The organism is Promicromonospora sp. NPDC090134 (assembly GCF_044746965.1).
Lineage (GTDB): Bacteria > Actinomycetota > Actinomycetes > Actinomycetales > Cellulomonadaceae > Promicromonospora.
In genome coordinates, this window is record NZ_JBIVCZ010000003.1 from 267,720 (window position 1) to 289,457 (window position 21,738).

The 21,738-nt window shown below is 71.1% G+C and carries 22 protein-coding genes and 1 tRNA gene; 9 read left to right on the plus strand and 14 right to left on the minus strand.

Annotation, left to right across the window (positions count from 1 at the left end; translation table 11 throughout):
* Positions 1-16 precede the first annotated feature (16 nt).
* Positions 17-361: a hypothetical protein gene (locus ACIPN7_RS10850; protein ID WP_400541100.1), complete on the minus strand. Its 345-nt coding sequence runs from the start codon at positions 359-361 to the stop codon at positions 17-19.
* A gap of 49 nt (positions 362-410) precedes the next feature.
* Here ACIPN7_RS10850 and ACIPN7_RS10855 point away from each other — a divergent pair, with 49 nt between their 5' ends.
* Positions 411-1,415 carry a LacI family DNA-binding transcriptional regulator gene (locus tag ACIPN7_RS10855; protein ID WP_400541103.1) on the plus strand — a complete coding sequence of 335 codons (1,005 nt, stop codon included), beginning with the start codon at positions 411-413 and terminating at the stop codon, positions 1,413-1,415.
* Here the strand turns inward: ACIPN7_RS10855 and ACIPN7_RS10860 are convergent.
* Positions 1,412-2,512, minus strand: a complete 1,101-nt coding sequence (locus ACIPN7_RS10860) for a Gfo/Idh/MocA family protein (protein WP_400541106.1) — start codon at positions 2,510-2,512, stop codon at positions 1,412-1,414. The two genes, ACIPN7_RS10855 and ACIPN7_RS10860, sit on opposite strands and share 4 nt — an antisense overlap.
* A complete protein-coding gene (locus tag ACIPN7_RS10865; protein WP_400541109.1) occupies positions 2,497-3,207 on the minus strand; it encodes a ThuA domain-containing protein in 711 nt (236 codons plus the stop codon). Before ACIPN7_RS10865 ends, ACIPN7_RS10860 begins: the two co-directional genes overlap by 16 nt.
* 134 nt (positions 3,208-3,341) lie before the next feature.
* Between ACIPN7_RS10865 and ACIPN7_RS10870 the strand changes: the two genes are divergently transcribed.
* On the plus strand, positions 3,342-4,352 hold the full coding sequence (locus tag ACIPN7_RS10870) for a LacI family DNA-binding transcriptional regulator (protein WP_400541112.1): 1,011 nt from the start codon (positions 3,342-3,344) through the stop codon (positions 4,350-4,352).
* Between the two features lie 39 nt (positions 4,353-4,391).
* Positions 4,392-5,294, plus strand: coding sequence for an alpha/beta fold hydrolase (locus tag ACIPN7_RS10875; protein ID WP_400541115.1), 903 nt, complete (start codon positions 4,392-4,394; stop codon positions 5,292-5,294).
* A 35-nt stretch (positions 5,295-5,329) separates the two neighbouring features.
* On the opposite strand, the gene ACIPN7_RS10880 is transcribed toward ACIPN7_RS10875, so the two are convergent.
* Entirely contained in the window at positions 5,330-5,749 is a 420-nt protein-coding gene (locus ACIPN7_RS10880) for a hypothetical protein (protein WP_400541118.1), read from the minus strand.
* Positions 5,750-5,945: 196 nt separating this feature from the next.
* Here ACIPN7_RS10880 and ACIPN7_RS10885 point away from each other — a divergent pair.
* A tRNA-Pro gene (locus ACIPN7_RS10885) sits at positions 5,946-6,019 on the plus strand.
* 714 nt (positions 6,020-6,733) lie between these two features.
* On the opposite strand, the gene ACIPN7_RS10890 is transcribed toward ACIPN7_RS10885, so the two are convergent.
* The 4 genes from ACIPN7_RS10890 to ACIPN7_RS10905 all read right to left on the minus strand — a co-directional run bounded on the left by ACIPN7_RS10890 (position 6,734) and on the right by ACIPN7_RS10905 (position 10,991).
* Positions 6,734-8,572 carry a SigE family RNA polymerase sigma factor gene (locus tag ACIPN7_RS10890; RefSeq protein WP_400541121.1) on the minus strand — a complete coding sequence of 613 codons (1,839 nt, stop codon included), beginning with the start codon at positions 8,570-8,572 and terminating at the stop codon, positions 6,734-6,736.
* Between the two features lie 174 nt (positions 8,573-8,746).
* Positions 8,747-9,433: a DUF4386 domain-containing protein gene (locus ACIPN7_RS10895; protein ID WP_400541124.1), complete on the minus strand. Its 687-nt coding sequence runs from the start codon at positions 9,431-9,433 to the stop codon at positions 8,747-8,749.
* Positions 9,430-10,014, minus strand: coding sequence for a hypothetical protein (locus tag ACIPN7_RS10900; protein WP_400541127.1), 585 nt, complete (start codon positions 10,012-10,014; stop codon positions 9,430-9,432). Before ACIPN7_RS10900 ends, ACIPN7_RS10895 begins: the two co-directional genes overlap by 4 nt.
* 356 nt (positions 10,015-10,370) lie before the next feature.
* A complete protein-coding gene (locus ACIPN7_RS10905; RefSeq protein WP_400541134.1) occupies positions 10,371-10,991 on the minus strand; it encodes a DUF4386 domain-containing protein in 621 nt (206 codons plus the stop codon).
* A 252-nt stretch (positions 10,992-11,243) separates the two neighbouring features.
* Between ACIPN7_RS10905 and ACIPN7_RS10910 the strand changes: the two genes are divergently transcribed.
* The 3 genes from ACIPN7_RS10910 (at position 11,244) to ACIPN7_RS10920 (ending at position 15,411) form a co-directional block, all read left to right on the plus strand.
* Positions 11,244-11,912, plus strand: coding sequence for a response regulator (locus tag ACIPN7_RS10910; protein ID WP_400541137.1), 669 nt, complete (start codon positions 11,244-11,246; stop codon positions 11,910-11,912).
* An 81-nt stretch (positions 11,913-11,993) separates the two neighbouring features.
* On the plus strand, positions 11,994-13,355 hold the full coding sequence (locus ACIPN7_RS10915) for an ATP-binding protein (protein WP_400541140.1): 1,362 nt from the start codon (positions 11,994-11,996) through the stop codon (positions 13,353-13,355).
* A 1-nt stretch (position 13,356) separates the two neighbouring features.
* Positions 13,357-15,411, plus strand: coding sequence for a GAF domain-containing sensor histidine kinase (locus ACIPN7_RS10920; protein ID WP_400541143.1), 2,055 nt, complete (start codon positions 13,357-13,359; stop codon positions 15,409-15,411).
* Positions 15,412-15,415: 4 nt separating this feature from the next.
* Here the strand turns inward: ACIPN7_RS10920 and ACIPN7_RS10925 are convergent, their stop codons facing one another.
* The 4 genes from ACIPN7_RS10925 to ACIPN7_RS10940 all read right to left on the minus strand — a co-directional run bounded on the left by ACIPN7_RS10925 (position 15,416) and on the right by ACIPN7_RS10940 (position 17,877).
* Entirely contained in the window at positions 15,416-15,787 is a 372-nt protein-coding gene (locus tag ACIPN7_RS10925; protein ID WP_400541146.1) for a response regulator transcription factor, read from the minus strand.
* Between the two features lie 343 nt (positions 15,788-16,130).
* Positions 16,131-16,532 (minus strand): SRPBCC family protein, encoded by a 402-nt coding sequence (locus ACIPN7_RS10930; RefSeq protein ID WP_400541149.1) that lies wholly within the window; start codon positions 16,530-16,532, stop codon positions 16,131-16,133.
* Entirely contained in the window at positions 16,529-17,002 is a 474-nt protein-coding gene (locus ACIPN7_RS10935; RefSeq protein ID WP_400541152.1) for a MarR family winged helix-turn-helix transcriptional regulator, read from the minus strand. The genes ACIPN7_RS10930 and ACIPN7_RS10935 overlap by 4 nt, the downstream gene beginning before the upstream one ends.
* Positions 16,999-17,877 (minus strand): N-acyl homoserine lactonase family protein, encoded by an 879-nt coding sequence (locus ACIPN7_RS10940; RefSeq protein WP_400541155.1) that lies wholly within the window; start codon positions 17,875-17,877, stop codon positions 16,999-17,001. Before ACIPN7_RS10940 ends, ACIPN7_RS10935 begins: the two co-directional genes overlap by 4 nt.
* Positions 17,878-18,453: 576 nt before the next feature.
* Here ACIPN7_RS10940 and ACIPN7_RS10945 point away from each other — a divergent pair.
* Positions 18,454-18,912, plus strand: a complete 459-nt coding sequence (locus tag ACIPN7_RS10945) for a methylglyoxal synthase (RefSeq protein WP_400541158.1) — start codon at positions 18,454-18,456, stop codon at positions 18,910-18,912.
* A 167-nt stretch (positions 18,913-19,079) separates the two neighbouring features.
* Here ACIPN7_RS10945 and ACIPN7_RS10950 read toward each other — a convergent pair whose 3' ends face one another.
* A complete protein-coding gene (locus ACIPN7_RS10950) occupies positions 19,080-19,886 on the minus strand; it encodes an LLM class flavin-dependent oxidoreductase (protein WP_400541161.1) in 807 nt (268 codons plus the stop codon).
* A 262-nt stretch (positions 19,887-20,148) separates the two neighbouring features.
* On the opposite strand from ACIPN7_RS10950, the gene ACIPN7_RS10955 reads away from it, so the two are divergent.
* A complete protein-coding gene (locus ACIPN7_RS10955; RefSeq protein WP_400541164.1) occupies positions 20,149-20,376 on the plus strand; it encodes a hypothetical protein in 228 nt (75 codons plus the stop codon).
* Here ACIPN7_RS10955 and ACIPN7_RS10960 read toward each other — a convergent pair.
* Complete coding sequence (locus ACIPN7_RS10960; protein ID WP_400541167.1) at positions 20,366-21,634, minus strand: alpha-D-ribose 1-methylphosphonate 5-triphosphate diphosphatase; 1,269 nt, start codon at positions 21,632-21,634, stop codon at positions 20,366-20,368. The genes ACIPN7_RS10955 and ACIPN7_RS10960 overlap by 11 nt on opposite strands.
* Between the last annotated feature and the right edge of the window lie 104 nt (positions 21,635-21,738).

Here is a 21,738-nt window from a genome sequence, read left to right on the forward strand (position 1 = left end):
GGATCGCGGCCCGGGCTCACCTCGCGTGGGCCCGGGCCGTGCCGGCGTCCGGGTCGGCCGTGCCGGCGTCGAACACCCAGTTGTGCGGCGCGCGCTTGGCCGTGTAGGCGCCGGTGGGCAGCTCGTCCTGCGCGCGGAGCATCCACTGGGTCAGGCGCCAGAGCAGGTCCGCGCGGTCGGTGGCGTGGTCCGGGTCGTCGAACGTGCGCCCCTCGTACGGGAAGTGCAGCGGCGGGCGCTCGTGCGGGCCGTGGGTCGGCGGGAGGTCCACGATCGAGACGAGCTCGGTCCGGGTGCGTACGGCGACTGTCCAGTAGGCTTGCCGCGATGCAAGAGCAGCGCCGCTGAGCAGGCCGAACACGGTCGGCGAGCGTAGCGCTGCCGTTCGGCACGGACGCGAGGAGGCCACCGTGGGTCGACGCGAGGACGTCGCCCGCCTCGCGGGCGTCTCGCCACGCACCGTGTCCAACGTCGTGAGCGGCGCCGTCAACGTCGCCGCCACCACCCGCGAGCGCGTGCTCGCCGCCATCGAGGAGCTCGACTACCGGCCGAGCGAGATCGGCCGGATGCTGCGCTCCGGCCGCACCGGCATGGCCGCGCTCGTGGTGCCCGACCTCGACAACCCCTACTTCGCGGAGCTCGCCCGCAAGCTCATCGAGGCCGCCCGGCACCACGGGTACACGGTCATGATCGAGCAGACCGACGGCGACCGGGACCGCGAGCGCGAGCTGCTCGCCCGCGCCGACACCAAGGCCGTGTTCGACGGCCTGATCGTGAGCCCGCTCGGGCTCACCGACGACGACCTGACCCGGTCGTCGCGCACGCAGCGACCAGTGGTGCTGCTGGGCGAGGAGTCGCACCCGGGCTTCGACCACGTGCACATCGACAACTTCGCAGCCGCGCGCGACGCCGTCGAGCACCTGCTGGCCACCGGGCGGCAGCGCGTGGTGGCCGTCGGCGCGCAGCGGGCCGAGGGGTCCTCCAGCTCCCTGCGGCTGGCCGGCTTCGAGGCCGCGACGGGCGCGGCACCGCACGCCTCGGCCGACGTCGCCTACGTCGACGCGTTCACCCGGCGCGGCGGGGCCGACGCCACCCGTGCGCTCCTGCGCGGGCGGACCCTGCCCGACGCCCTCTTCTGCTTCTCCGACCTGCTCGCCCTCGGCGCGCTGCGGGCGCTGCACGAGGCGGGGATCTCCGTGCCCGAGCAGGTCGCCGTGGTCGGCTTCGACGACATCGAGGACGGCCGGTACGGCAACCCCAGCCTCACGACGATCTCGCCCGACAAGGAGGCCATCGCGCAGGCCGCCATGGACGCCCTCGTACGACGGGTCGGCGGCGACGACAGCGACGCGGTGCGCGTCATCGCACCGCACCGCCTGGTCGAGCGGGAGAGCACCGGGGTGGGCGCCGGCTAGTCACGCTCCGGTCGGCGCGGCGCGTCCGACAGCGGGACGGCCGCCGGGCGCTCGCACCTGCTCTCGACGGCGACGGTCGTGCCGCTGTCGGCGGCCGCGAGCAGCGCCGTCATGATCTCCAGCACGTGGTAGGCGAGCTCGCCGTCGGCCCGCGCGGGCACGCCGTCCGGCGTCGTCGCGAGGTCCGCGACGCCGTAGCCGCGCCCCGCGTCCCGGTAGCCCGCGCTGGGCGGCAGGGTCTGCCAGGAGCCGCCGAGCTCGTGCAGCTCGACGTCGCCGTCGAACTGGTTGGGGTCGGGGACCACGAGCGATCCGGCCTGGCCGTGGACCTCGATGTTCGAGGCGTGCGTGGCGACCGAGTCGAAGCTCATCACCAGCGTCGACAGCGCGCCCGAGACGTGCCGGAGCACCCCGGTCACGTGCGTGTCGACATCGACCCGCACCGTCTCGCCCACGCGGGGGCCGGACCCGATGGTGCGCGTCGCGCGCGTGTGGCTCGCGGCGCCGACCACCGACTCGACCGGACCGAGCAGCGTGACCAGTGCGGTCACGTAGTACGGGCCCATGTCCAGCAGCGGGCCGCCGCCGGGCTGGTAGTAGAAGTCGGGGTTCGGGTGCCAGCGCTCGTGGCCCGGCGTCGCCATGGTGGCGGTCGCCGCGACCGGGAGGCCGATCGCGCCGTCGTCGATGGCCTTGCGCGCGGTCTGGATGCCGGTGCCGAGCACCGTGTCCGGCGCGCAGCCCACCCGCACCCCGGCGGCCTGGGCGGCGTCGAGGACCGTGCGGGCCTCCGCCGGCGTGACCGCGAGCGGCTTCTCGCCGTACACGTGCTTGCCGCCGGCGATGGCCTGCAGGGCGATCTCGGCGTGGGCGGCGGGGATCGTGAGGTTGAGGACCAGGTCCACCTCGGGGTCCGTCGTCAGCTCCGCGACCGTCAGGGCGCGGACGCCCTGCTCGGCGGCGACGGCCTGCGCGCGGTCGGCGTCGAGGTCGGCGACGGCGACCAGGCGGACGGCGTCCAGCCGGCCGAACGTGGCCAGGTACTGGCCGGCGATCGCCCCGACCCCGACGATACCGACCCTCAGCGGCTGGCCCACAGGATTCCCCTCTCGATGACGGTGCGGACGTTCGGGTCGTCGACGACGGCGAGCTCGTGGCCCGGCGTCGAGACGAAGATGCGCCCCGCACCCCACTGGCGGGTCCAGATCGCGGGGCACGTGACCGGGCGGTGCCACGGGTCGAAGTCGCGCGCGGCGAGCGTCGTTGTCGCCAGCACGTCGTTGTACTCGTCGGACAGCACCCAGTACTGCTCGGTCGTCAGCTCGAAGTCGGAGATCCCGGCGACGATCGGGTGGTCGGCGCGCTCCGGCACGATGTCGATGGTGTGCCGCACGAAGTTGTCGGCGGCCTCCCCCGCCAGCTCCGCACGCGGCGCCTTGGGCGGGTGGGTGGCGAACTGGCCCCCGATCAGCTGCAGGTAGTCGGAGCTGTTGCGGTAGGAGTCGGCGATGCCGCCGTGCCATCCCGCCAGCCCTGTCCCGGCCGTCACCGCCGCGATCAGGCCGCTCAGCTCGGCGCCCTCGATGGTGCTCATCGTCACGGTCTGCACGATGACGTCGACGCCGGCCAGGTAGTCGGCGTCGGCGTACACCGCCGTCGAGTCCTCGACCCGGACCTCGTAGCCGTGCTCGGCCAGGAACGGGAGGAAGGAGTCGGTGGTCTCGACGGGCTGGTGCCCGGTCCAGCCTCCGCGCACGACCAGTGCGCGTTTCGTGCTCGACGTCGTCGTCATGGGTGCTCCGCTCCAGAAAATTGCGCAACTCGTGGCTCGATGAAGTGCCAGCGACCCTTTGATACACGAGGACTTTTCCCGGATCAACCCCCAATAAGTTGCGCAACTTTTGCTGCCGTCGCTACGGTCGCGACATGCCGAACCCTCGCCGGACCACGCTCGCGGACGTCGCGCAGGCGGCCGGGACGACGGTGCCCACGATCTCCAAGGTCCTCAGCGGCCGATCGGACGTCTCCGCGGGCACCCGCGACCGGGTGATGCGTATCGTCGCGGAGCTCGGGTACCGCGGCAGGTCCGGCCGGGACGCCGCGCCGCGCGGTGAGAGCTCGCTCGTGGACCTCGTGCTGAGCGGGATCGAGGGCACCTGGGCCAACCGGGCGCTGAGCGGCGTGGAGCAGGCCGCCGAGGACGCGGGCCTCGACGTCGTCGTCTCCGTGGCCCGGCCGCCCGACGACGCCTGGCTCGTCCGCCTGCTCGCGCGACGGCCGCGCGGCGCCGTGCTCGCTCTGGTCGACACCAGCGCCGCGCAGCTCGCGACGCTCGCCGCCGCGCGGGTGCCGATCGTGCTGCTGGACCCGGTGCGCCAGCCGCCGTCGTCCGTCGCGAGCGTGGGCGCGGCCAACTGGGCCGGCGGGCGGGCGGCCGCCGAGCACCTGCTGGCCCTGGGGCACCGGCGGTTCGGGATCCTGGCCGGGCAGCGCACCCATCTCTACAGCCAGGCCCGCATCGACGGGTTCCGCTCCGCCGTCACGCAGGCGGGTCTCGACCTGCCCGACGACCGCGTGGTGCACACCGACTGGCGGCGCGAGCGCGCCACGGAGCAGGCCTTGGGCCTGCTGCGCGGCAGCACGACGCCGACGGCGGTCTTCGCGTGCTCGGACACCATCGCGCTCGGGGCGTACGACGCCGCCGCCGCGCTGGGCCTGCGGATCCCCGAGGACGTCAGCGTGGTCGGCTTCGACGACCTGCCCGAGGCGCGCTGGCTCAGCCCCGCGCTGACCACGGTGCACCAGCCCATCGCCGAGATGGGCGGGGCCGCGCTGCGCATGCTGCTGCGGATCAGCGGCGGCCTGCCGCAGGAAGCACCTCGGGAGGAGCTCGCGACGCGGCTCGTGGTCCGGGGGTCGACGGCGGCGGCGGGCTGAGTGCCGTCACAGGTCCGGGGAGTGTCCGGTCTTGGGGGCGTGACCTCGAACACCAGCATCTCCTTCGGAGCCCACACCATCTCCGTCCAGCACGGAACCGCCGTCATCGAGCAGCGCTACCACGTCGCCGGCGCCGGCCCCGTGTGCGTCGTCCACCCGGGCGGACCCGGGATCGGCTGGGACTACCTGCGCATGCCCGAGCTGGAACGAACCATGACCATGGTGTACGTCGAGCCCGTCGGCACCGGGGCGTCGGGCCGGCTCGCCGACCCGCGCGGATACCACCTGGGTACGTACACCCACTTCCTGCACGCGGTGGTAGAGCACCTGGGGCTGCCCCGGGTCATGGTGCTCGGACACTCCCACGGCGGGTTCGTGGCCCAGCGCTTCGCGCTCGACCACCCCGACCGCGTGGCGTCGCTGGTCCTGTACGACACCTCGCCCGTGACCGGTGACGACTTCTGGCCGACGGCGGTCGCGAACATGGAACGGTTCGCGCAGCAGCACCTCGCCGAGCACCCCGAGGTGGCCGGCTACGTCGCCGGCCTGACGGGCCGCCCCGAGCCGTCCGACGACGAGGGCGCGACGGAGGTGCTGCGCCGGATCTCGCCGGCCTACTTCCATGACTACTGGGGCCACGAGTCCGACTTCGCCGTCGGGCGTGACGCCCTGCGGATGTACGCCGCCCCGGCGTGGGGCGAGGGCCCCACCTTCGACGTGCGGGAGGAGCTGCCCGCCATCACGGCACCCACCTTGGTGCTGGTCGGCGACGACGACTTCATCTGCGGTCCACGCTGGGCCCGGATGATCCACGAGGCCGTGCCCCACTCGCGACTGGCGGTCCTCGACCAGACCGGGCACCTCGGCCACATCGAGAGCCCCGGAAAGTTCACCGCGGCGGTTTCGGGCTTCCTCGCCGCGCTGCCCGAGGGCAGCGCGTGACCTTCCCGTCCGTGTGAGACGTGCCCGGGCGTGCGTCAGCCGCCCGGGCAGTCGCTGTCGCCGCCCGAGTACTCGACGCAACCGGTCCACGGCGTGTGCTCAGGCTCTACGTCGGGGCTCGTCACTTCGAACGACGGCACCGCGCACAGGATCGTGACGGCGAGCGCGACGAGACCCATCGGACCGTGCCAGAGGTAGATCCAGCTCGCCTCACGCCTCCAGGCGCTGATGAACGTCCAGACGACGGCTGCCGCGACGAGCGGGGCGACGACGGCGTAGGTGACGTAGTTGCCGGGCTCCGGGGTGCCACAGGCATGGATGAAGCAGGCGGAGGCCGCCAACCAGTTCCCGGCAAGGATCAGCACGCCGATCGGGATCAGGACGGCAGCTGCCACCTCGAGCGCCGGCGCACGGGAAGTCCTGACGACCTGGCGAGGCTTGCCGACGGCTGACACGGGCCGACAGTACTGGTCGGCGGCGGCCCGATGGTGCTGGACGGTCGGCGCCTGCCGGGTGCGCCGACCTGAGATCCCGCGGGGACGGTTCGACGCTCCGACCTCGTCTGGTCGGGCACAGCCCCTGAGGTGGGGTAGTATTTCCGTCGGCCCCAAGGGGCCAAACCGGTAGCCTTGAGCATGCTCAAGAACACCGCGGGCTGTGGCGCAGCTTGGTAGCGCACTTGACTGGGGGTCAAGGGGTCGCAGGTTCAAATCCTGTCAGCCCGACCGCATCAGGCCCGGGATTCCAACGGAATCCCGGGCCTGAAGGGTTTCTGAGACTTGAACCGCTCTCCATTTACTCTCCACTTTGAGCGCTCCGGCGCAGGTGGACCCTCGCCCGCACCCAGGTTGGTTCGGGTTCCGGCGGCTCCTGTCGGGTCCGACAGGCTGTCGGCTTCGCACAGCCACGTATCCCTCTTCCACGAGTCCGCGAACGCCTGACCTCTTCCGACCTTCCGGGTCGGTGACTCGCCATGGCTAGGTCGCGGATTCCGATCGGGACGTTCGGCGGCATCAACACCACTCAGAACAGTCCGCGGTCCTGGACCGCCAGAGCGAGGTTCCGAGACCCGGACGGAGTCCTGCGGCCGGTCGAGGCCACCGGCACCGCTGCTGTAGTGGCGGAGCAGGAGTTGTCAGGCTCGCTCACCGTAGCCGGATCGTCGCGGGCGTCAGTGACGTGCAACTCCCACAGCCCGTTCCCCGACCTGGTCCGCGTCTGGCTTGAGGACCTCGCCCTGGGCATGGCGCACCACCCTGCCCTCGCGGACGCCCCGCGCCAAAGCCCCCAAGTCGTCCTGCGGTTCGACGACGACCGGCGGTGCTGGCGCCCGAGATGTCCAACTACGGAATGGTCCGGTATCAGCGGGCATGATCTGGGTCGTTTCGTGCGTTGCCCGCGCCGGGGGGCTGCCGACCTATCCTCGTCGGCTCCGGACCTCAACGCCCCGCTCCCACGATCCGCGCCAGGTGCTGCCGCAGGGAGGACCCCTCGGGGCCCACACTGACCCAAGCCAGCCAGTCCCCCGCCACGGCGACCTCGACGATCTTGCCCTCCAGCCGGTACGCCCGGCCGTCGAGAAGCAGAAACCCCGTCCCGACGTTGTCCCGCGAGCTCGTCCACGCCACCGCTCGGCCGTCGGCGTCGACCCGCGCCACCCCGCCAGCCGACTCGGCCAGCGTCACGGCGCCCGACTCCCGGTCGAGCACGTGGAGGTCACCCGCCACCTCCCACGCCAGCACGGCGTCCGACGATGCCATCTCGGTCACCGTCTCGAGCGGGTGCCCACCCGTCGGCGGGAGGGCCACGAGTGTCCGTGGGACACCGTCGTCCCCACGAGCGGCGAGCTCGATGCCGGTCCGGAGGTAGTTCACCGCCCACTCGACCCCGTCCGACGTGGCGGCGAACACGGTGGTGCCCGCGACCAGGCTCTCGGCCTCCCCGGTCGCCAGCCGGACCCGAACCTGCTCGATCCCGCCATCGCCCGCGAGGCGCTGCAGGTGCAGATACGCGCCGCTCAGCCCGATCCGGTATCCCACAGGCACCTGATCGCTCGACGACTCCATGAGCGTGCGCACCTCGGGGGCGCGCACGTCGTCGACCACGCGGATCGCCCAGGGCGACGTTTCACTCCGGGGCGTCGCCACCTCCAGCCAGGCGACTCTGTCGCCCTGCCGCACGAGTTCGGCGACCTCGGCCCGGCGACCGTCGACGGTGCCGATGACGGCCACCGGGCTGCTCTCCCCTGTGGCCGCACGCAGCTCCAGCGCCAGCTCCTGGTCGGGGTAGCTGTCGCCGTCGTCGGAACCCGGGGCCATATCGGCGAAGGTGATGACCGAGCCGTCCGCCGCCAGGGTGCCCGGCAGCCCTGCACCCGCCGTCGGCCCTCCTACGCCGACGACGACTCCCGCCTCCACGGCGTCGGGCGCCGCCCCCACGTCCACGGTGAGCACGCACCGCCCCTCCAGCCAGGGCGGGGCATCCTGAGCCGAGGCCTCCGCCGGGCAGTCCCCAAGCGACAGGTCGGCGTCGCCGTCCGGCCGCTCCAGACCCACGAGCGCGCGGAACCACTCGCTGCCCGGAAGCGCGACCGGACCCACGCCCGGGAGCGTGACCGGGCCCGCCAGGAAGAACGCCACCAGGAGCGCAGCCACGCCACCGAGCACCCCCTGCGCGGTGCGCCGCCTGCGCAGCGCGGCCCGGCTCCCGCCCAGCGTCTCGGCCGCGTCGCGGTGCGGCACGGGGATGTCCGCAAGGTCCGCGCGCTCCAGGATCGCCCGGAGGTTCTCCAGACCACGCGCGTTCGCCGACTTCACGGTCCCCACCGACCTCCCCAGCTCTCCGGCGACCTGCGCCTCGGACAGGTCCAGCAGGTGCCGCATCACCACCACCCGGCGCTGCTGCAGCGGTAGCTGGTCCAGCGCCTGCACCAGCTCGTCCCGCACGGCGACCCGAGCGGCGTGGTCCGGGGTGTCGGGAAGCCGAATCACGTCGTCGCCGGGCAGGTCCGTGCGGCTGGTGCGGCGCCAGGTATCGGTCCGCAGGTTGACGAGGACCCGGCGGGCGTAGGCACGCGGTTCGTTGCGTACCCGGTGCCACGACCGGTAGACGCGCTCGAACGTGCCCTGGACCAGGTCCTCGGCCCGGTGCGGGTCACCGCACAGCAGGAAAGCGGTACGGAACAGGTACGGGCGGGCGTCCCTGACGAACGCGACGAACTCCTGGTCCTTGGAACGGACCACGCGGACCTCGGCCCGCTCGGGTGCGTGGATGCTCATGTTCCCCATGACGCACCCCTTCCCGAGAAGGTTCAGCCGACGTCCCAGCTTCCCGACCCCCGGTCCGGCCCCGACAAACTGGGCGCCCGTAGCGGGCGGGGCGATACGTCCAGTGCGGTCGGCCGCTACTGTACGGCCTCGTGGCCGGCCGTCGTCCGGCGTACTCGGTGGCGGCTACAAGATCAGGACGACTCCGACGGCCACCAGCCAGACGGACCAAGCGACATATGCGATGGGGGTCAACATCTCGGCCAGCTTCCAGCCCTCGTGCTCGAAGGCGCCGACGAACTCGAGAGAGCACATCAACAAGAGGCCGCCCACGACGATCCCGACGACACCGAGCCACCCCGGCGTGTTCGTGGCTTGGATGAGAGCGACACCGGACAGGACGCTCCAGCCGGCCGTGAAGAGGTAGCCAAGGTGTTCACCGACGGCGACTCCGAGATAGCGGTTGAACGACTGGAACACGACGTCGACGGCTTCGCGACGCGCCGGGGTCGCATCAGCATCGGCACGGGCGAGATAGGGCACCAGGAACGGCCAGCGGATCAGTCCCAGGAATTGCACGACCCCAGCCAGCACGCCGGTCGTCGCAGCAACGACCAACACCGCCCGGTCGACGCCGACGAGAGCGGCAGCGAGCAGCACGGACAAGGGCACAAGCAGCACCGCGGTCAGCGCGAAAGTCCACCACAACAGCAGCAGAGGGGTACCACCTTCGCGGAAGCGGGCCAGCACCTCCGACGTAGGGCGTCGCAGGATGTCCGGGTAGTCGAAGCTTCGTGCGAGCAAGAAGAAGCAAAGATTGAACGCCAGGGGCAGGACGATGAGAAGTCCGCCGGCGACGCCCGCCGCACTCACGGGGCGGCCTCGCCCGTCGCTGCCCGAACGTCGAACGCCCCACGAAGCAGGACCGCAAGGAGCGGCCAGGTCAGCAGCCCGAAGACGAGTGCTCCGCCCGCACCGAAAACCGGGAACCGCTCATCGATGTTTCTCGTGATCACGTACGAGGTGATGAACCAGCCAAGCGCCCAGGCCGGCGGATTCGCGAGCCCCCACCACAATGCGCCGCGATTCGTGTGTCGCGCGAGGACCAGAGCCTGCAACAGCCCCACGCCAACGCCGGTAACGGCTGCCATGAGGACGATATCTCCTCGACCGATCCCGTAGTCCACAAGTGCTGCTCCCGCAGTCAGACCCAGGGCCAGACCAGCACACGTCGCCGGGATCCAGAGCCACGAGATCCACTTCCGCAGCGCGAACCACTGAGCTGCACCGATGATTGCGCCCGCGATGAGGCCCTCGGCGAGTGCCGCTCCGACGGAGTCGACCCCGTTCACAACTAGGTCTGCGGCATAGCCCCCGATCGGGAAGCCGACCAGAATCGCCACCGGCCACAGCCACAGCCGACGCACGGTCGCCTGGTCACCCTGGGAGTCCATGATCGTGCCCCTTTACGGTCACCGTCATTCAGCCGGGCCCTCAGGGCCGGAACGCACATTCCGGCAGCATTCACGCTTGCCCCAGGTGTGATCCACCATCCTCCCGAGGACGACCGCCGTCAACGGCACCATCCAGATCACGAACGAGGCCTGGAGTACTCGGCTACATCTGACCGGTCAACCCGTCCGATTGGCCTTGTACCGCATCACTCGCGGACCTCACGCGGCCCGAGAGACCCCGTCACCTAACCGCGCAGCAGCCCCGACAACTCTGAACGCTCGCGCGAGCAGGCACCCGCCCGACTTCCGGGGCGGGCGCCGCACGAGGGGCGAGACCATGGGTTGTCGCGGGTTGGTCAGCTCGTTGTCACCATCGCCGGTGACGTGAACTCCTTTGCGGGCGACGGAGAGCTGAATCCCTTCGCGATCAACCAGATCGGCAGCACCACGAACTCGAACAAGAAGCCGGGAACGAGAATCACCATGCCAAGCCCTTCGTTCATGTTCAGGACGCCAAGGAGATCCAGCGGGACCCCGAGGGAGAACAGGCCGTATCCAACCAGGCCGAGTACTGCGACGGGTCGAGGAACCAGACGCGAGACAAACAGCAGGTAGCTGAGAATCAGGCCACCGATACCTGTCGGGATGTATACCCACAGCAGGTGGTTCGGGACTACCTGCAACTGGGTCAGGAGGTAGACGCCACAGGCTGCGGACACTGCGAACTCGGTGATCCTGAGCACCGGATACCAGATGGCCAGCCGCTGGTTGACGGTCTTCAGGACCGGGTACATCAGGAGGCCGATGCCTACGACAGCAAGGCCGGAACACATCATGAGCAGAACACCGACCGTCAGGGGCGCCCTCTCGGTGTCACCGTCCACAAAAGCCTGGATCAATGACGTGCCTATCATCGCGGTGGCCATCTGGACGAAAAACAGAATGCCCACGGTGACCGCAATCATCCTTCTTGACATGGCTCTCTCCTTTGCTCGAGCAGCCGGACACCCCGCTGAGTCGGGGAGATGGCTTCGCTGTGGTTCCGTACCCTCGACACTAGGAAGACGTGGTGCTCGCCACGATGGGGTAGGCAGCACGACGCAGGGGGTCAGCACCACTGCACGTGCGTGCCGGCACCACCACGGTGCGACAACGCACTTCTCCGAACCGATCGGGTGAGAGATCCGGCGACTGCTCCGCCGGACGACGTGGTCGCTAGAGTCCCAGGCATGGCGCTACGCGTGGTCTTCGCCGACGACAACTACCTGGTTCGTCAGGGAGTGACCTCGTTGCTGGCCGAGGTCGAGGACATCGACGTGGTTGCCACGGCAGCCGACCTGAGCTCGCTGATGACGGCCGTGGCCGACAGCTCGCCGGACGTGGTGCTGACCGACATCCGCATGCCGCCGAGCAACACGGACGAGGGCATCCAGGCCGCGAAGCGGATCCGCACCGAGCACTCCGGGGTCGGCGTCGTGGTCCTGTCGCAGTACGTCGAGGAGGACTACGTCTTCGAGCTGCTGGCAGGCGGCGTGGCGGGAATGGGATATCTGCTCAAGGAGAGGGTGACCGATCTCGACGAACTCGTCCACGCGTTGCATGAGGTGGCTCGCGGCGGGTCAGTGCTCGATCCGCTTGTCGTCGAGGCGTTGCTCGCACGCGGGAGCAGGGACGGGCCGCTCCTGGGCCTCACCGATCGGGAACGCGAGGTCCTCCAGGTGATGGCGACCGGTCGCAACAACGCGACGATCGCGAAGACGTTGTTCATGAGCGACCGGGCCGTTGAGAAGCACATCGGGTCGGTGTTTCAGAAGCTCGGGCTGGTCGACGAGCACGAGGTGAGCCGCCGCGTGATGGCCGTGCTCGCGTACCTGGAGGCGACGGGATCGAGCCGCTGACCGAGCGGTATCAAGACCGCTGTCACGACCGTCCGCGCCCCGGGCCCTCCCCGTCGTTCTGAACAGGCGCACACTGGCCACATGGAGACCCGCCGGGTGCTCGGTCGGCTGAACCGCGGCAGGCGGAGCCCGCTGGTGGCGGTCGGTCTGGCCGGCTTCGTGGTCGCGGTCTACGTGCTCGTCGTGCTCGGCGGTGGCGCGATCATCGGCCGGACCGACTCGCCGAGTCCGCCCCTGGCGGTCTTGGCGACCGCCGTCGTGGCGCTCCTGATCGCGCCCGTGCAGGCCGCCCTCGAGCGGGCCGCGACCAGTGTCGGGCACGGCGGCGCTGCCGCACCGTACGACGTGTTGAGTCGTTTCTCGGAGGCGGCCACGGTCGGCTCCGCGACGGAACAGCTCCCGGCCCGCATGTCCACGCTGCTTGCCCAGGGCACCGGAGCGCAGTGGGCACAGGTGTGGCTGACCGTCTCCGGCCGCCTGACCCTGGCGGCCACCTGGCCGGCGAACGCCGACGACGACCGGATCACTCCGTCCCTGCGACCCGGCGGGGTGGACGCCACCGGCCGGGGCCGGCGAGCTCTGGCCGTGCGACACGGCGGCCAGTTCCTGGGAGTCCTCCGACTGCAGGAGCGACCGGGCTTGGCACTGACCGCCGTGGAGGAGAGGCTGTTCGCCGGACTGGCCGCCCAGGCCGGGCTGGTGCTGCGGCTGGTCGGGCTGCGGGCCGAGCTCGAGGACCGTCACGCAGAGCTGACGGCGCGGGCCGACCAGCTCCAGGCGTCCAGGGAGCGGCTCATCGAGGCGCAGGACGCCGAGCGGCGTCGTCTGGAGCGCGACATCCACGACGGCGCGCAGCAACATCTGGTGGCGCTGACCGTCAACCTGCGGCTCGCCCAGACGATCGCCGTCCGGTCACCGGAACGCGCCGCCCGGGTGCTCGCCGGGCAGGCCGACGCCGCTCGCGCCGCCATCGAGACCCTCTCCTCGCTGTCCCGCGGGATCTACCCGAGGCTGCTGTCCGACGAAGGTCTCGTGCCGGCCCTGCGCTCCGCGGTCGCGACCAGCGCGATCCCGGTCACCGTCGACGCGGACGGTCTCGGAAGGATCCCGACACCGGTCGAGGCGGCGTTGTACTTCTGCTGCATGGAGGCCGTGCAGAACGCCACCAAGCACTCCGGAGCGCGGAGCGTAGCTGTGCACCTCGGCGAGGAACAGCACCGATGGCACCTCACCGTCACCGACGACGGGACCGGCTTCGACCAGGGACCCGCCGGCGCCGTCGGGACGGGCGCGGGCCTGGCCAACATGCGCGACCGGCTGGACGCGGTGGGCGGCACGGTCACCATCGGCTCCCGGTCCGGCAGCGGTACGACGGTGATCGCCGTCGTACCACGGGCGGTTCCCGGCCAGGCCCACACGCTCATTCCAAGCCAGGTGGGTTGACGTGCACGCCCGGATCGCCTGGGGCGTGCTCGCCCTGACCACACTGGCCGGCGTCCTGGACACCGCCTTCACCGCCGCTCACCGCTCGCTGCTCAGCGAGGCGACCTGGGCCGACCACGGATGGCCGTTGACCCCCCTGGCCGGGGTTGGCTGCGCGCTCATGGGTGCGCTCATCGTCTCGCGCTACCCCAGGCAGCCACTCGGCTGGCTGCTGTGCACCGCGAGCCTGCTCTCGGTAACGCTGGCTGCCGACGCCTACAGCATCTGGGTGCTCGAGGGTGACGGGCCCGGTTCCCCCTACTGGGCACATGTCGCCGCGTGGGCATCGCCCCTGCTGGGCTGGCCGGCCTTCACCGCGTTGATCATGGTCTTCCTCATCTCTCCCGACGGCCGTCTGGCCTCACCCCGCTGGCGCTGGGCCGTCTGGGTCACGGTGGTCGGCCTCGGCCTGCACACACTGGGAACGCTGACGATTCGTCCCGGCGAGTCCGTGTACGGGGAGGACTACGGCAACCGCACTGTCTCGGGGCCGCTGCTCACCACGGGATCCCTGCTCGTCGCGGCCGGTCTGATCGCCTCAGCCGTCTCCCTGGCGCTGCGGCTGCGACGGGCCGCCGACGACGAGCGGCGCCAGCTCCTGTGGATCGCGTCGTCCGCGGTCTTCCTGGCGTTCGGCGTCGTGGTCGTCCTCCTGGTGCCGCTCGTCCAAGGGCAGGAGGGAACATGGCTGGCCGGCCTGCCGCTGCGGCTCGCTCAGCTCGCCGTCCCGCTCTGCGTGGCGGTCGCGGTCCTGCGCCACCGCCTGCTCCAGATCGACCTGATCGTCAATCGGGCACTGGTGTTCGCCCTGGCCACCGGACTGGTCGCCGTCGGCTACGTGCTGGTCGTCGTACTCATCGGCCTCACGATCGGCGGTAGCACCGGTGGCTTCTGGCCGTCGCTGCTCGCGACCGCCCTGGTGGCGATAGCCTTCCAGCCACTTCGTCGCCGGGTGGTCAGGGTCGCCGACCGGTTGGCGTTCGGCGCCGCGGCCGCCCCGTATGAAGCGCTCGCCGACTTCAGCCGCCGCGTCGGGGACACTCCCGACCCGTCCGACCTGCTGCCGACCGTGGCCGACGCAGCCGCGCACGCGGTCAAGGCCAGCCGCGTCATCGTGGTGCTGCACATCGAGTCCGCTCCTGACCGTACGGCGGTCTGGCCGCCGTCCGGCACAGACGACCCCACGGCCTCCGACATCGAGATGCCAGTCGTCGACCGCGGGGAACGCCTCGGCAGCATCATGGTGCAGATGCCGGCCGGCCACCCCCTGCGTCCCCGCGAACAACGGCTGATGGCTGACCTGGCCGACCAGGCCGCGATGGCCTTCCGCAACGCCCGGCTGACCGCCGAGCTGTCAGCGGAGGTGGAACAGGTCGGCGTCCGTACCCGCGAGCTGACCGAGTCCCGCCGACGGTTGATCAGCGCCGACGACGCCGAACGGAGCCGGCTCGAACGCACGATCGCCCGCCAGGTCGTCCCGCACCTGACGCCACTCCCAAGCCGGTTGCGCCAGCTGTCCAGCCTTGACCACAACGCCCCGAACACTCTGGACGCCGCAGTGCTCGGAGAACTGGTCGAGTCCCTGAACCTTGCCCTTGCGGCGTTGCGGGAGATCACCCGCGGCGTCTTCCCGGCCCAGCTCGCCCGCTCCGGACTCCCGACAGCGCTCGCGTCGCTGCTTGCCCGAACCAGCAGCAGTGCGCGGTTGGTGGTCGAACCATCCGTCGTCGGTCGGCGCTTCGACCCACGCGTCGAAGCCGCGACCTACTTCTGCGTGGCTGAGGCGATACCCGACCTCGGAGACCCCGTCGTCGTGCTGCTCGAGGCACACGACGACCAGCTGCGGCTGGTCGTGCGCGGCCGTGACCGAGGCGGGCTGCCGCTGCGTCACATGCAGGACCGGGTCGAGGCGGCCGGCGGCTCTGTGCGGATCACCGAGCAGGACGGGCACACCGTCATCGAGGTCCGCGGGCCGACGCCGGTGGCACGGGTCGTGTCCTCGACGCCCACTCGCTAGCCGATCAGCGCACCGCGGTGGACCACGCCGCCTCGAGCCGGTCCGGCCCGAAGGCCGACTTGGTCAGATAGGCCGCGGCCCCCGACTCGGCGACGAGATGCTCGCCCACGTCCTCGTCATAGGTCGAGAGCAGCAGCACCACCGGCGGGCTGTCGCGCGCGAGCAACCGCCGGGTGGCCTCCAACCCGTCGATACCGGGCAGGTTCACGTCCATCAGCACGAGGTCCGGCAGCAGCCCGGCAGCGAGGGCCAGAGACTCCTCCCCGGACGACGCCGAGCCCACGATCTCGAACCCGGGGGTCTCCCCCACCACGGAAGTCATGGCGTGCAAGAACGCCGCCTGGTCGTCAACTACCAGCACCCGCACGATGGTCACCTCCGGCACACCTCCTGGGTCGATTCTGGTGGCCCGGGGAGTCGGCCGGCAGGGGGTCAGCCACACGTCGGCCGGCGGGCAGCCCCATCCGAGCGCCTACGCCGCGTCATCCGCGTCGGCGAACTCGACGCGATCGGCATACCGCATGGTCTGGCCCGAAGCCATGCGCTCTGGTGCTCTGCGTCTACCGACACGCGCTCAGGACTCCGAGGGCCGGACATGCCCGACCCGATGATGCGGGCCGCGAGCGCTCGAGCTGCTCGAGGTCTTCCGAGGACGTCCTGCCCTACCGCTCCCCCCGCATCTGGCAGGGCGCCGGGGAGCAGGGCAGCCGGCAACCTCGTCAGCTGTGCAGCACCTGCGCAAGGCGGCCGAGCCGGAGTTCGGCGACTCCCTCGTAGGCCTGTCGCAGTACGGCTGCGATCGGGCCTGCGTGCGTGAAATCGTGGTGGACGAGTGTTCGGTCTCCGCTCGCGACAAGCCGCCAGTCACCGGTTTCCGCGAACCCAGGCACCTGCCACGCCATGCGGACCATGTCCAGATCCATTGCTTCGTATGCGAGAGTGCCCTTCAGGCCCGGCCGGACCGTGATCCGATACGCCGTTCCGAGCGCGACCACGGCCGGCCCGGCCAAGCTGACGAAGGCAGGGTTCCACGACGGCAGGGACAGCGCATCCAGCAGGACCGCCCGTACCCTCTGCCGCGGTGCGTCGATGTGCAGCGTGGCGCTGCCGGTCGCGGTCACCGGGCACTCTCGGGCGGGCCGCCGCCCCTACGGACGACGGCCTGCCCGGCCGGGAACCCGGCTGCGAACACCCGCAGGAGCTTCAGTGCCTGGGGCACCGGCGTGCCGGCTGTCAGGTCGTCGATCGTCCCGTACAGCCGCTCCTCCACCTTCGCGATCTGCGCCGCCAGCTCTTCGCCGTCGCCCGTCAGGACAAGGGTGACCCGCCGTCGGTCTGCCTCGCCCGCGCCGCGGTCGACCAGACCCATGGAAACGAGGCGGTCCACGAGGCGGCTCGGACTGCCACCCGTCTCGCAGACCAACAGCTCACCCAGCCCGGTCAGGGTCAGAGGCTGATAGTCGGCGAGGACGCGCACCACCTCCGCCTGCGAAGGTGTGACACCCAACGGGCGCAGGTCCGCCGCGAGCAGCCGGTTGCCCTCCCGCTGGATGGCCAGGATCAGGAACCGCAGCTCCTCGGCGGGCCTCACCGGCGCTCCGCCGGCTCCGCCAGGGCCTCTGCGAGGAGGCCCGCTGCCCGCGGGTCGTGAGCCGCCAGCACAGCCAAGCCAGGCAGGCTTTCACGCAGCGCGTTGACCTTGCCCACCGTGACCCGCATCTGCCGCTTGTCGCCCGCGCCCGGCAGCTTGCCCGCAGCGAGCAGGCGAGCGTCGTAGGTCAGGTCACCGACGAGCAGCAGCGGCACCCTGCCTGGCCGGCGGACCAGCAGGGACAGCGAGCCCGGCGTATGTCCGGGCGTGGGTAGCAGCACGAGGCTACCGTCGCCGAACAGGTCGCGGCCTTCGGTGAACGGCGCCAGGTCAGGGTCGGCCAGCGGCTCGGGCGTGACACGGTTCCAGCGCAGCCCGAACAGGTCGATGTGAGAGCGCAGCAGTCCCCGTGCTTCGGGCAGCGGTTCACCCAGGCTGTTCCACTCCTGGTCGCTGATGATGATCTCGGCCCCGCCCAGCACTGGCAGCCCACCGATGTGGTCCTGGTGCAGGTGCGAGATCACCGCCAAGCCGACATCGTCCACACGGTAGCCCAGGCCGGACAGACCCGCTTCGAGCGTCTCGGTGGGACCGATCTCGAACTTCGCCAGACGCGAGTAGATCAGCCCGTTGAGACCCCCGGGGAAGTAGCCGGGGTCGGTCACCGACGCTCGGTCCTGACCGGTGTCGAACAGCACCAGGCCGTCGCGGTGCTCGATCACGTACACGTTGATCGGCCGGGGCGCCGTCCACCGCGTCGAAGTGAACAGCCACACGTAGGTGTTCTTGCGCGTGGGGCCGACGTGCTCCGGCCGGATGACCACCGATCCGGTACTGATCACCGAGACACGCGAGATGGGGTCAGTCGTGGACATGGCGAGCTCCTCAAATAGATGCCGTGTCATCAGATTACACGTCATCTATGTTGGTGCCAAGCCTGCACGGACGACGGTGGAGCACGCCTCAGCGCGTGACCCTTGGTGACAGGGCGATCCGCCCGCGCGCCACGCCCACCTTCCGTCCTACCGGTGCTCGGTCCCGACAGGGCGTGCCCCCGAGGGGGTGTCCGGAGCCGATCTCGACATCGCGGACCGCAACCATCCGCAGGTCGGCCAGTTCACCCATCCCAGACCGAACCCAGGACCCACGACCCGCGTAGGCTCCCGGCAGGGCAGAGGCCCGGGAGATGCCCCGGGCCGGGACCCGAGCGAGGAGTCTGGGCCCACGCTCGGGCAGGAGCTGGGACCCCCGACCTGGGGGACGGGGGGTCCCAGCTCCTTGGGTTGTCAACTGCGCGGGGTGCGTGGACGTAGTCGGCTCGTCGAACCACCGCAGCGACAGGGACAGTGCACACGACCCGGGTGACAACCACCGGCAGCAGCCAGATACTTCGAGTACGACGCTTGCGACGGGGCGAGTGCTACCTGCCCCGCCGCCGATCGGAGGTCTCGATGAACCCGGCCGTCAAGGAACGTCATATCGCCCTGGTCGCTCACGACAACATGAAGGTCGAGCTCCTGCGCTGGGCCGAGTACAACCGGGACACGCTCGCCGAGCACCAGCTCTACGCGACCGGCACGACGGGGACGATGCTCGAGTACGAGCTCGGGCTTCCCGTGCACCGGTTCCTTTCGGGCCCGGTAGGCGGGGACCAGCAGATCGGGGCCCGGATCGCCGAGGGCAGCCTCGACATGCTGATCTTCTTCTGGGACCCGCTCGAGGCGCAGCCGCACGACCCCGACGTCAAGGCGCTGCTGCGGATCGGCGCCGTATGGAACGTCCCCATGGCCTGCAACGTGGCCACGGCGGACATGATCATCTCCTCCCCGCTCCTGTCCAGCGACTACGAGAACCGCCGGCCCGACCTGACACCACGCGACTGGGACCGGACGCCCGAGACTCCAGCCTGAGCGGACAGCCACGCTGCTGTGAGCCTCACCTCGCACGAGCGCGTAAGCAGGGCGTAGGAGGAAGCGCACACGGCGCTGCTGTGCTGCCCGGGCGGCCGCCGAGGCGTACCAGGACGCTGACCAGCCTGGCGGCGAGCGAGGTGCTCGGTCGGGAAGGCCCGGTACGACTACCGTCCGGACAGCGCGGCGACGACCGGTGCGAGCCGCTCGGCGGCTCCTGCTCCGATCACGAAGTAGGAGTAGCCGATCTCGTCGCGTCGCCGCTGAATCTCTTCGGCAGCCGCAACCGGGTCGGAAGGCAGCACGGCCAGTGAGTCCGCTGCGCGCAACGCGGCGGGGTCGATGTCCGGGGGCGCCATGAACGGCGCAACCTCGTCACCGACGACTGGAACATGCAGGGCGAGCTCCATGTCCCGTACGGCGCGCAGGTTGCGCACTCTGCCCGCGACCTCCGCACGGGTGTCGTGCGGCATCGCCGCGATGGTGGCCGTGTCGGCGACCTCGGCCGCCAGCGCCTGGGCCCTCGGCCCCCGGACGGCCATCACCACCGGCGTGTGCAGGTCGGGACCGTCCAGCTCGCGCAATGCCGTCACGGTCTGGCGGACCCGGTCCAGGCGATCGGCAGGTGGGAGCACCGTCACCCCGAGGGCGCCCAGTTCCTCCTCGATCCCCGGGCGGCCGGTGCCGATACCCATCTCGAACCGGCCCCCGGTCAGCACGCTCAGGGAGTGCGCCTCCCACGCGGTGCTCCAGGCCGGACGCAGCGGCGAGGCGTAGACCCAGGTGCCGACACGCAGATCCGTCTGCGCCGCCGCGAACGCGAGCGTCGGTGCGGGCGCCGGCTGCCAGTGCGGGACGTCGGGCATGAGCAGCGTCGAGTAGCCGCTGTCCGCGATCCGGCGCACCTGGTCACGCCACGCGGACAGGTCAGCCATGAGCGGGGTCACGACCCCGAACCGAAACGGTCTGGTCATCCTGAACTCCTCTGTCCGACACCGACCGGAAGGGTCGGCACGACCCGTCGTTGGCCATGCCTCGATTCGAACACCACGAGGTTCGGTACAGACCGAAGTCGAGGCGCCTCTCAAAGACCTCCAGCTCCGGATGTTCAGCCGCACGTACTTCTTGGGTCGTCGTGAAGCCTCGACAAGCCTGGCGGCGTGAGTCGCTGCCGTCCGGGCAAGAGAGCGCAACGGCGGGCAACCGTCACCCCGCCGCGACCCTTCGCCAGTGTGCATGCACGAGCAGCTCACCAAAGATCGCATCGACGAGCGCTCGTTGCCAGCACAGCTGTACCTGCCCAGTCACGAGCAGTGCCTCGGGATCGGACCGAAGTATCCGAGCTCGGCGATGACGTACCAGGTTCTCGACGCAACATTCGATCCTGTTCAGCGGCACAGCAGGCGCTTCAAACAACTCCTCGTGCGAAGAAAGGCGACGCCAGACCTAGAGATCACGACATGACGCCTTCGCCACGCCGCCCCACTGATCCGTCGGCATCGTCAACGGGCGCTCGCAGCGACGCGACCACGGTCGGCCACCGCCCGCCCCACCGCACCAGGACGACGTCGGCCCGCGCTCCGGCCACCAGCGACCCGCGGTCCGCGAGCCCGGCCACGCGCGCGGGGCCGGAGGTGACGAGCCCGACCGCGCGCGGCAGGTCCGCCAGTCCCTCGCCGACCAGCACCGCCACGGCGGCCGGCATCGTGGCGGGCACGTAGTCGGACGCGAGCGCGTCCACCAGTCCCAGCGCGACCAGCTCGCGGGCAGAGACGTTCGCCGTGTGCGAGCTGCCGCGCACCGCGTTGGGCGCGCCAGCCACCACGGCGAGCCCATGCTCGCGCGCCGCCCGGGCCGCCTCGACGGTGGTAGGGAACTCCGCCACGGCGCCGCCGCGCGCCACGAGCGCCTCGATGTCCGCCACCGACTCGGGGTCGTGCCCTGCCAGCCGCACTCTTCCGGCGCGCGCCAGGTCGCCCAGCCGCGCGAGGGTCGCCGTGGCGACGTCGGCCCGGGCCTCGCGCTCCTCCCGCCAGCCCCGGACGTGGGCGTGCGCGGCATCCGCCGAGAGCCCCTCCCGGTCGACCAGCCAGCGCTCCATGTCGGCCGGGTCGGCGTACTGCCCAATCCCGGGCGTGTGGTCCTCGTGGGAGACGAGCGGCGGAGCGGCGCGCTCCGGGCGGCTCGCCAGCGCTGCCTCCAGCCCCGCCAGCCCCTCGGCGCTGCGGATGTCCAGCCGGTACAGCACCCGCGTACCCGCAGCCCGCGCCTCGGGCGCCCGCAGCGCGGGCAGCAGACCCTCCGGGCCCGGCGCCGTCGCGGGCAGGCCCACGGGGGTATGGGTGCCGAAGTGGACGCCGTGGAACGCCGTGAGCACACCGCAGGCCGCCAGCCGGTCGGCGGCTGCGCGGACCGCGAGGTCCACCGGCAGCTCGGCCCCCGGCCGCGGGCGCCGCTCGTGGGCCAGCACGTCGGTGTGCACGTCCACCAGCCCCGGCAGGCACAGCGCGCCGCCGCCGTCGACGTCGGCCCGTGCGCCGGGCGGCCGCTCGCCCACCTCGACGACCCGGCCCCCGCTCACCACCAGCCGGGCGTCCTCGACCACGCGGTCGGGCAGCACGGCGGTGACGCCGGCGAGCGTCCACTCCTCCGGGATCGCGCCGAGGGGCCACGGCCCCGGGTGGAGGCCGGGCACGGGACGGGACGTCGCGGAGGGCAGCACCGCGCCATGTTGTCCGGACGACCTGGCGGGACGGTGAACGACAGTTCACCCGCCGTTCACCACGGCACGCCCGACGGTTCGTCGCGCCCTCACAGACTCGGCCA

Bases quoted from the DNA above. Each gene is read 5' to 3' on its own strand.
- ACIPN7_RS10950 (WP_400541161.1), bottom strand. From the start codon at position 19,886: ATGACCAGACCGTTTCGGTTCGGGGTCGTGACCCCGCTCATGGCTGAC.
- ACIPN7_RS10865 (WP_400541109.1), bottom strand. From the start codon at position 3,207: ATGACGACGACGTCGAGCACGAAACGCGCACTGGTCGTGCGCGGAGGC.
- ACIPN7_RS10955 (WP_400541164.1), top strand. From the start codon at position 20,149: ATGCACGAGCAGCTCACCAAAGATCGCATCGACGAGCGCTCGTTGCCA.
- ACIPN7_RS10910 (WP_400541137.1), top strand. From the start codon at position 11,244: ATGGCGCTACGCGTGGTCTTCGCCGACGACAACTACCTGGTTCGTCAG.
- ACIPN7_RS10945 (WP_400541158.1), top strand. From the start codon at position 18,454: ATGAACCCGGCCGTCAAGGAACGTCATATCGCCCTGGTCGCTCACGAC.
- ACIPN7_RS10915 (WP_400541140.1), top strand. From the start codon at position 11,994: ATGGAGACCCGCCGGGTGCTCGGTCGGCTGAACCGCGGCAGGCGGAGC.
- ACIPN7_RS10890 (WP_400541121.1), bottom strand. From the start codon at position 8,572: ATGAGCATCCACGCACCCGAGCGGGCCGAGGTCCGCGTGGTCCGTTCC.
- ACIPN7_RS10940 (WP_400541155.1), bottom strand. From the start codon at position 17,877: ATGTCCACGACTGACCCCATCTCGCGTGTCTCGGTGATCAGTACCGGA.
- ACIPN7_RS10870 (WP_400541112.1), top strand. From the start codon at position 3,342: ATGCCGAACCCTCGCCGGACCACGCTCGCGGACGTCGCGCAGGCGGCC.
- ACIPN7_RS10905 (WP_400541134.1), bottom strand. From the start codon at position 10,991: ATGTCAAGAAGGATGATTGCGGTCACCGTGGGCATTCTGTTTTTCGTC.
- ACIPN7_RS10900 (WP_400541127.1), bottom strand. From the start codon at position 10,014: ATGGACTCCCAGGGTGACCAGGCGACCGTGCGTCGGCTGTGGCTGTGG.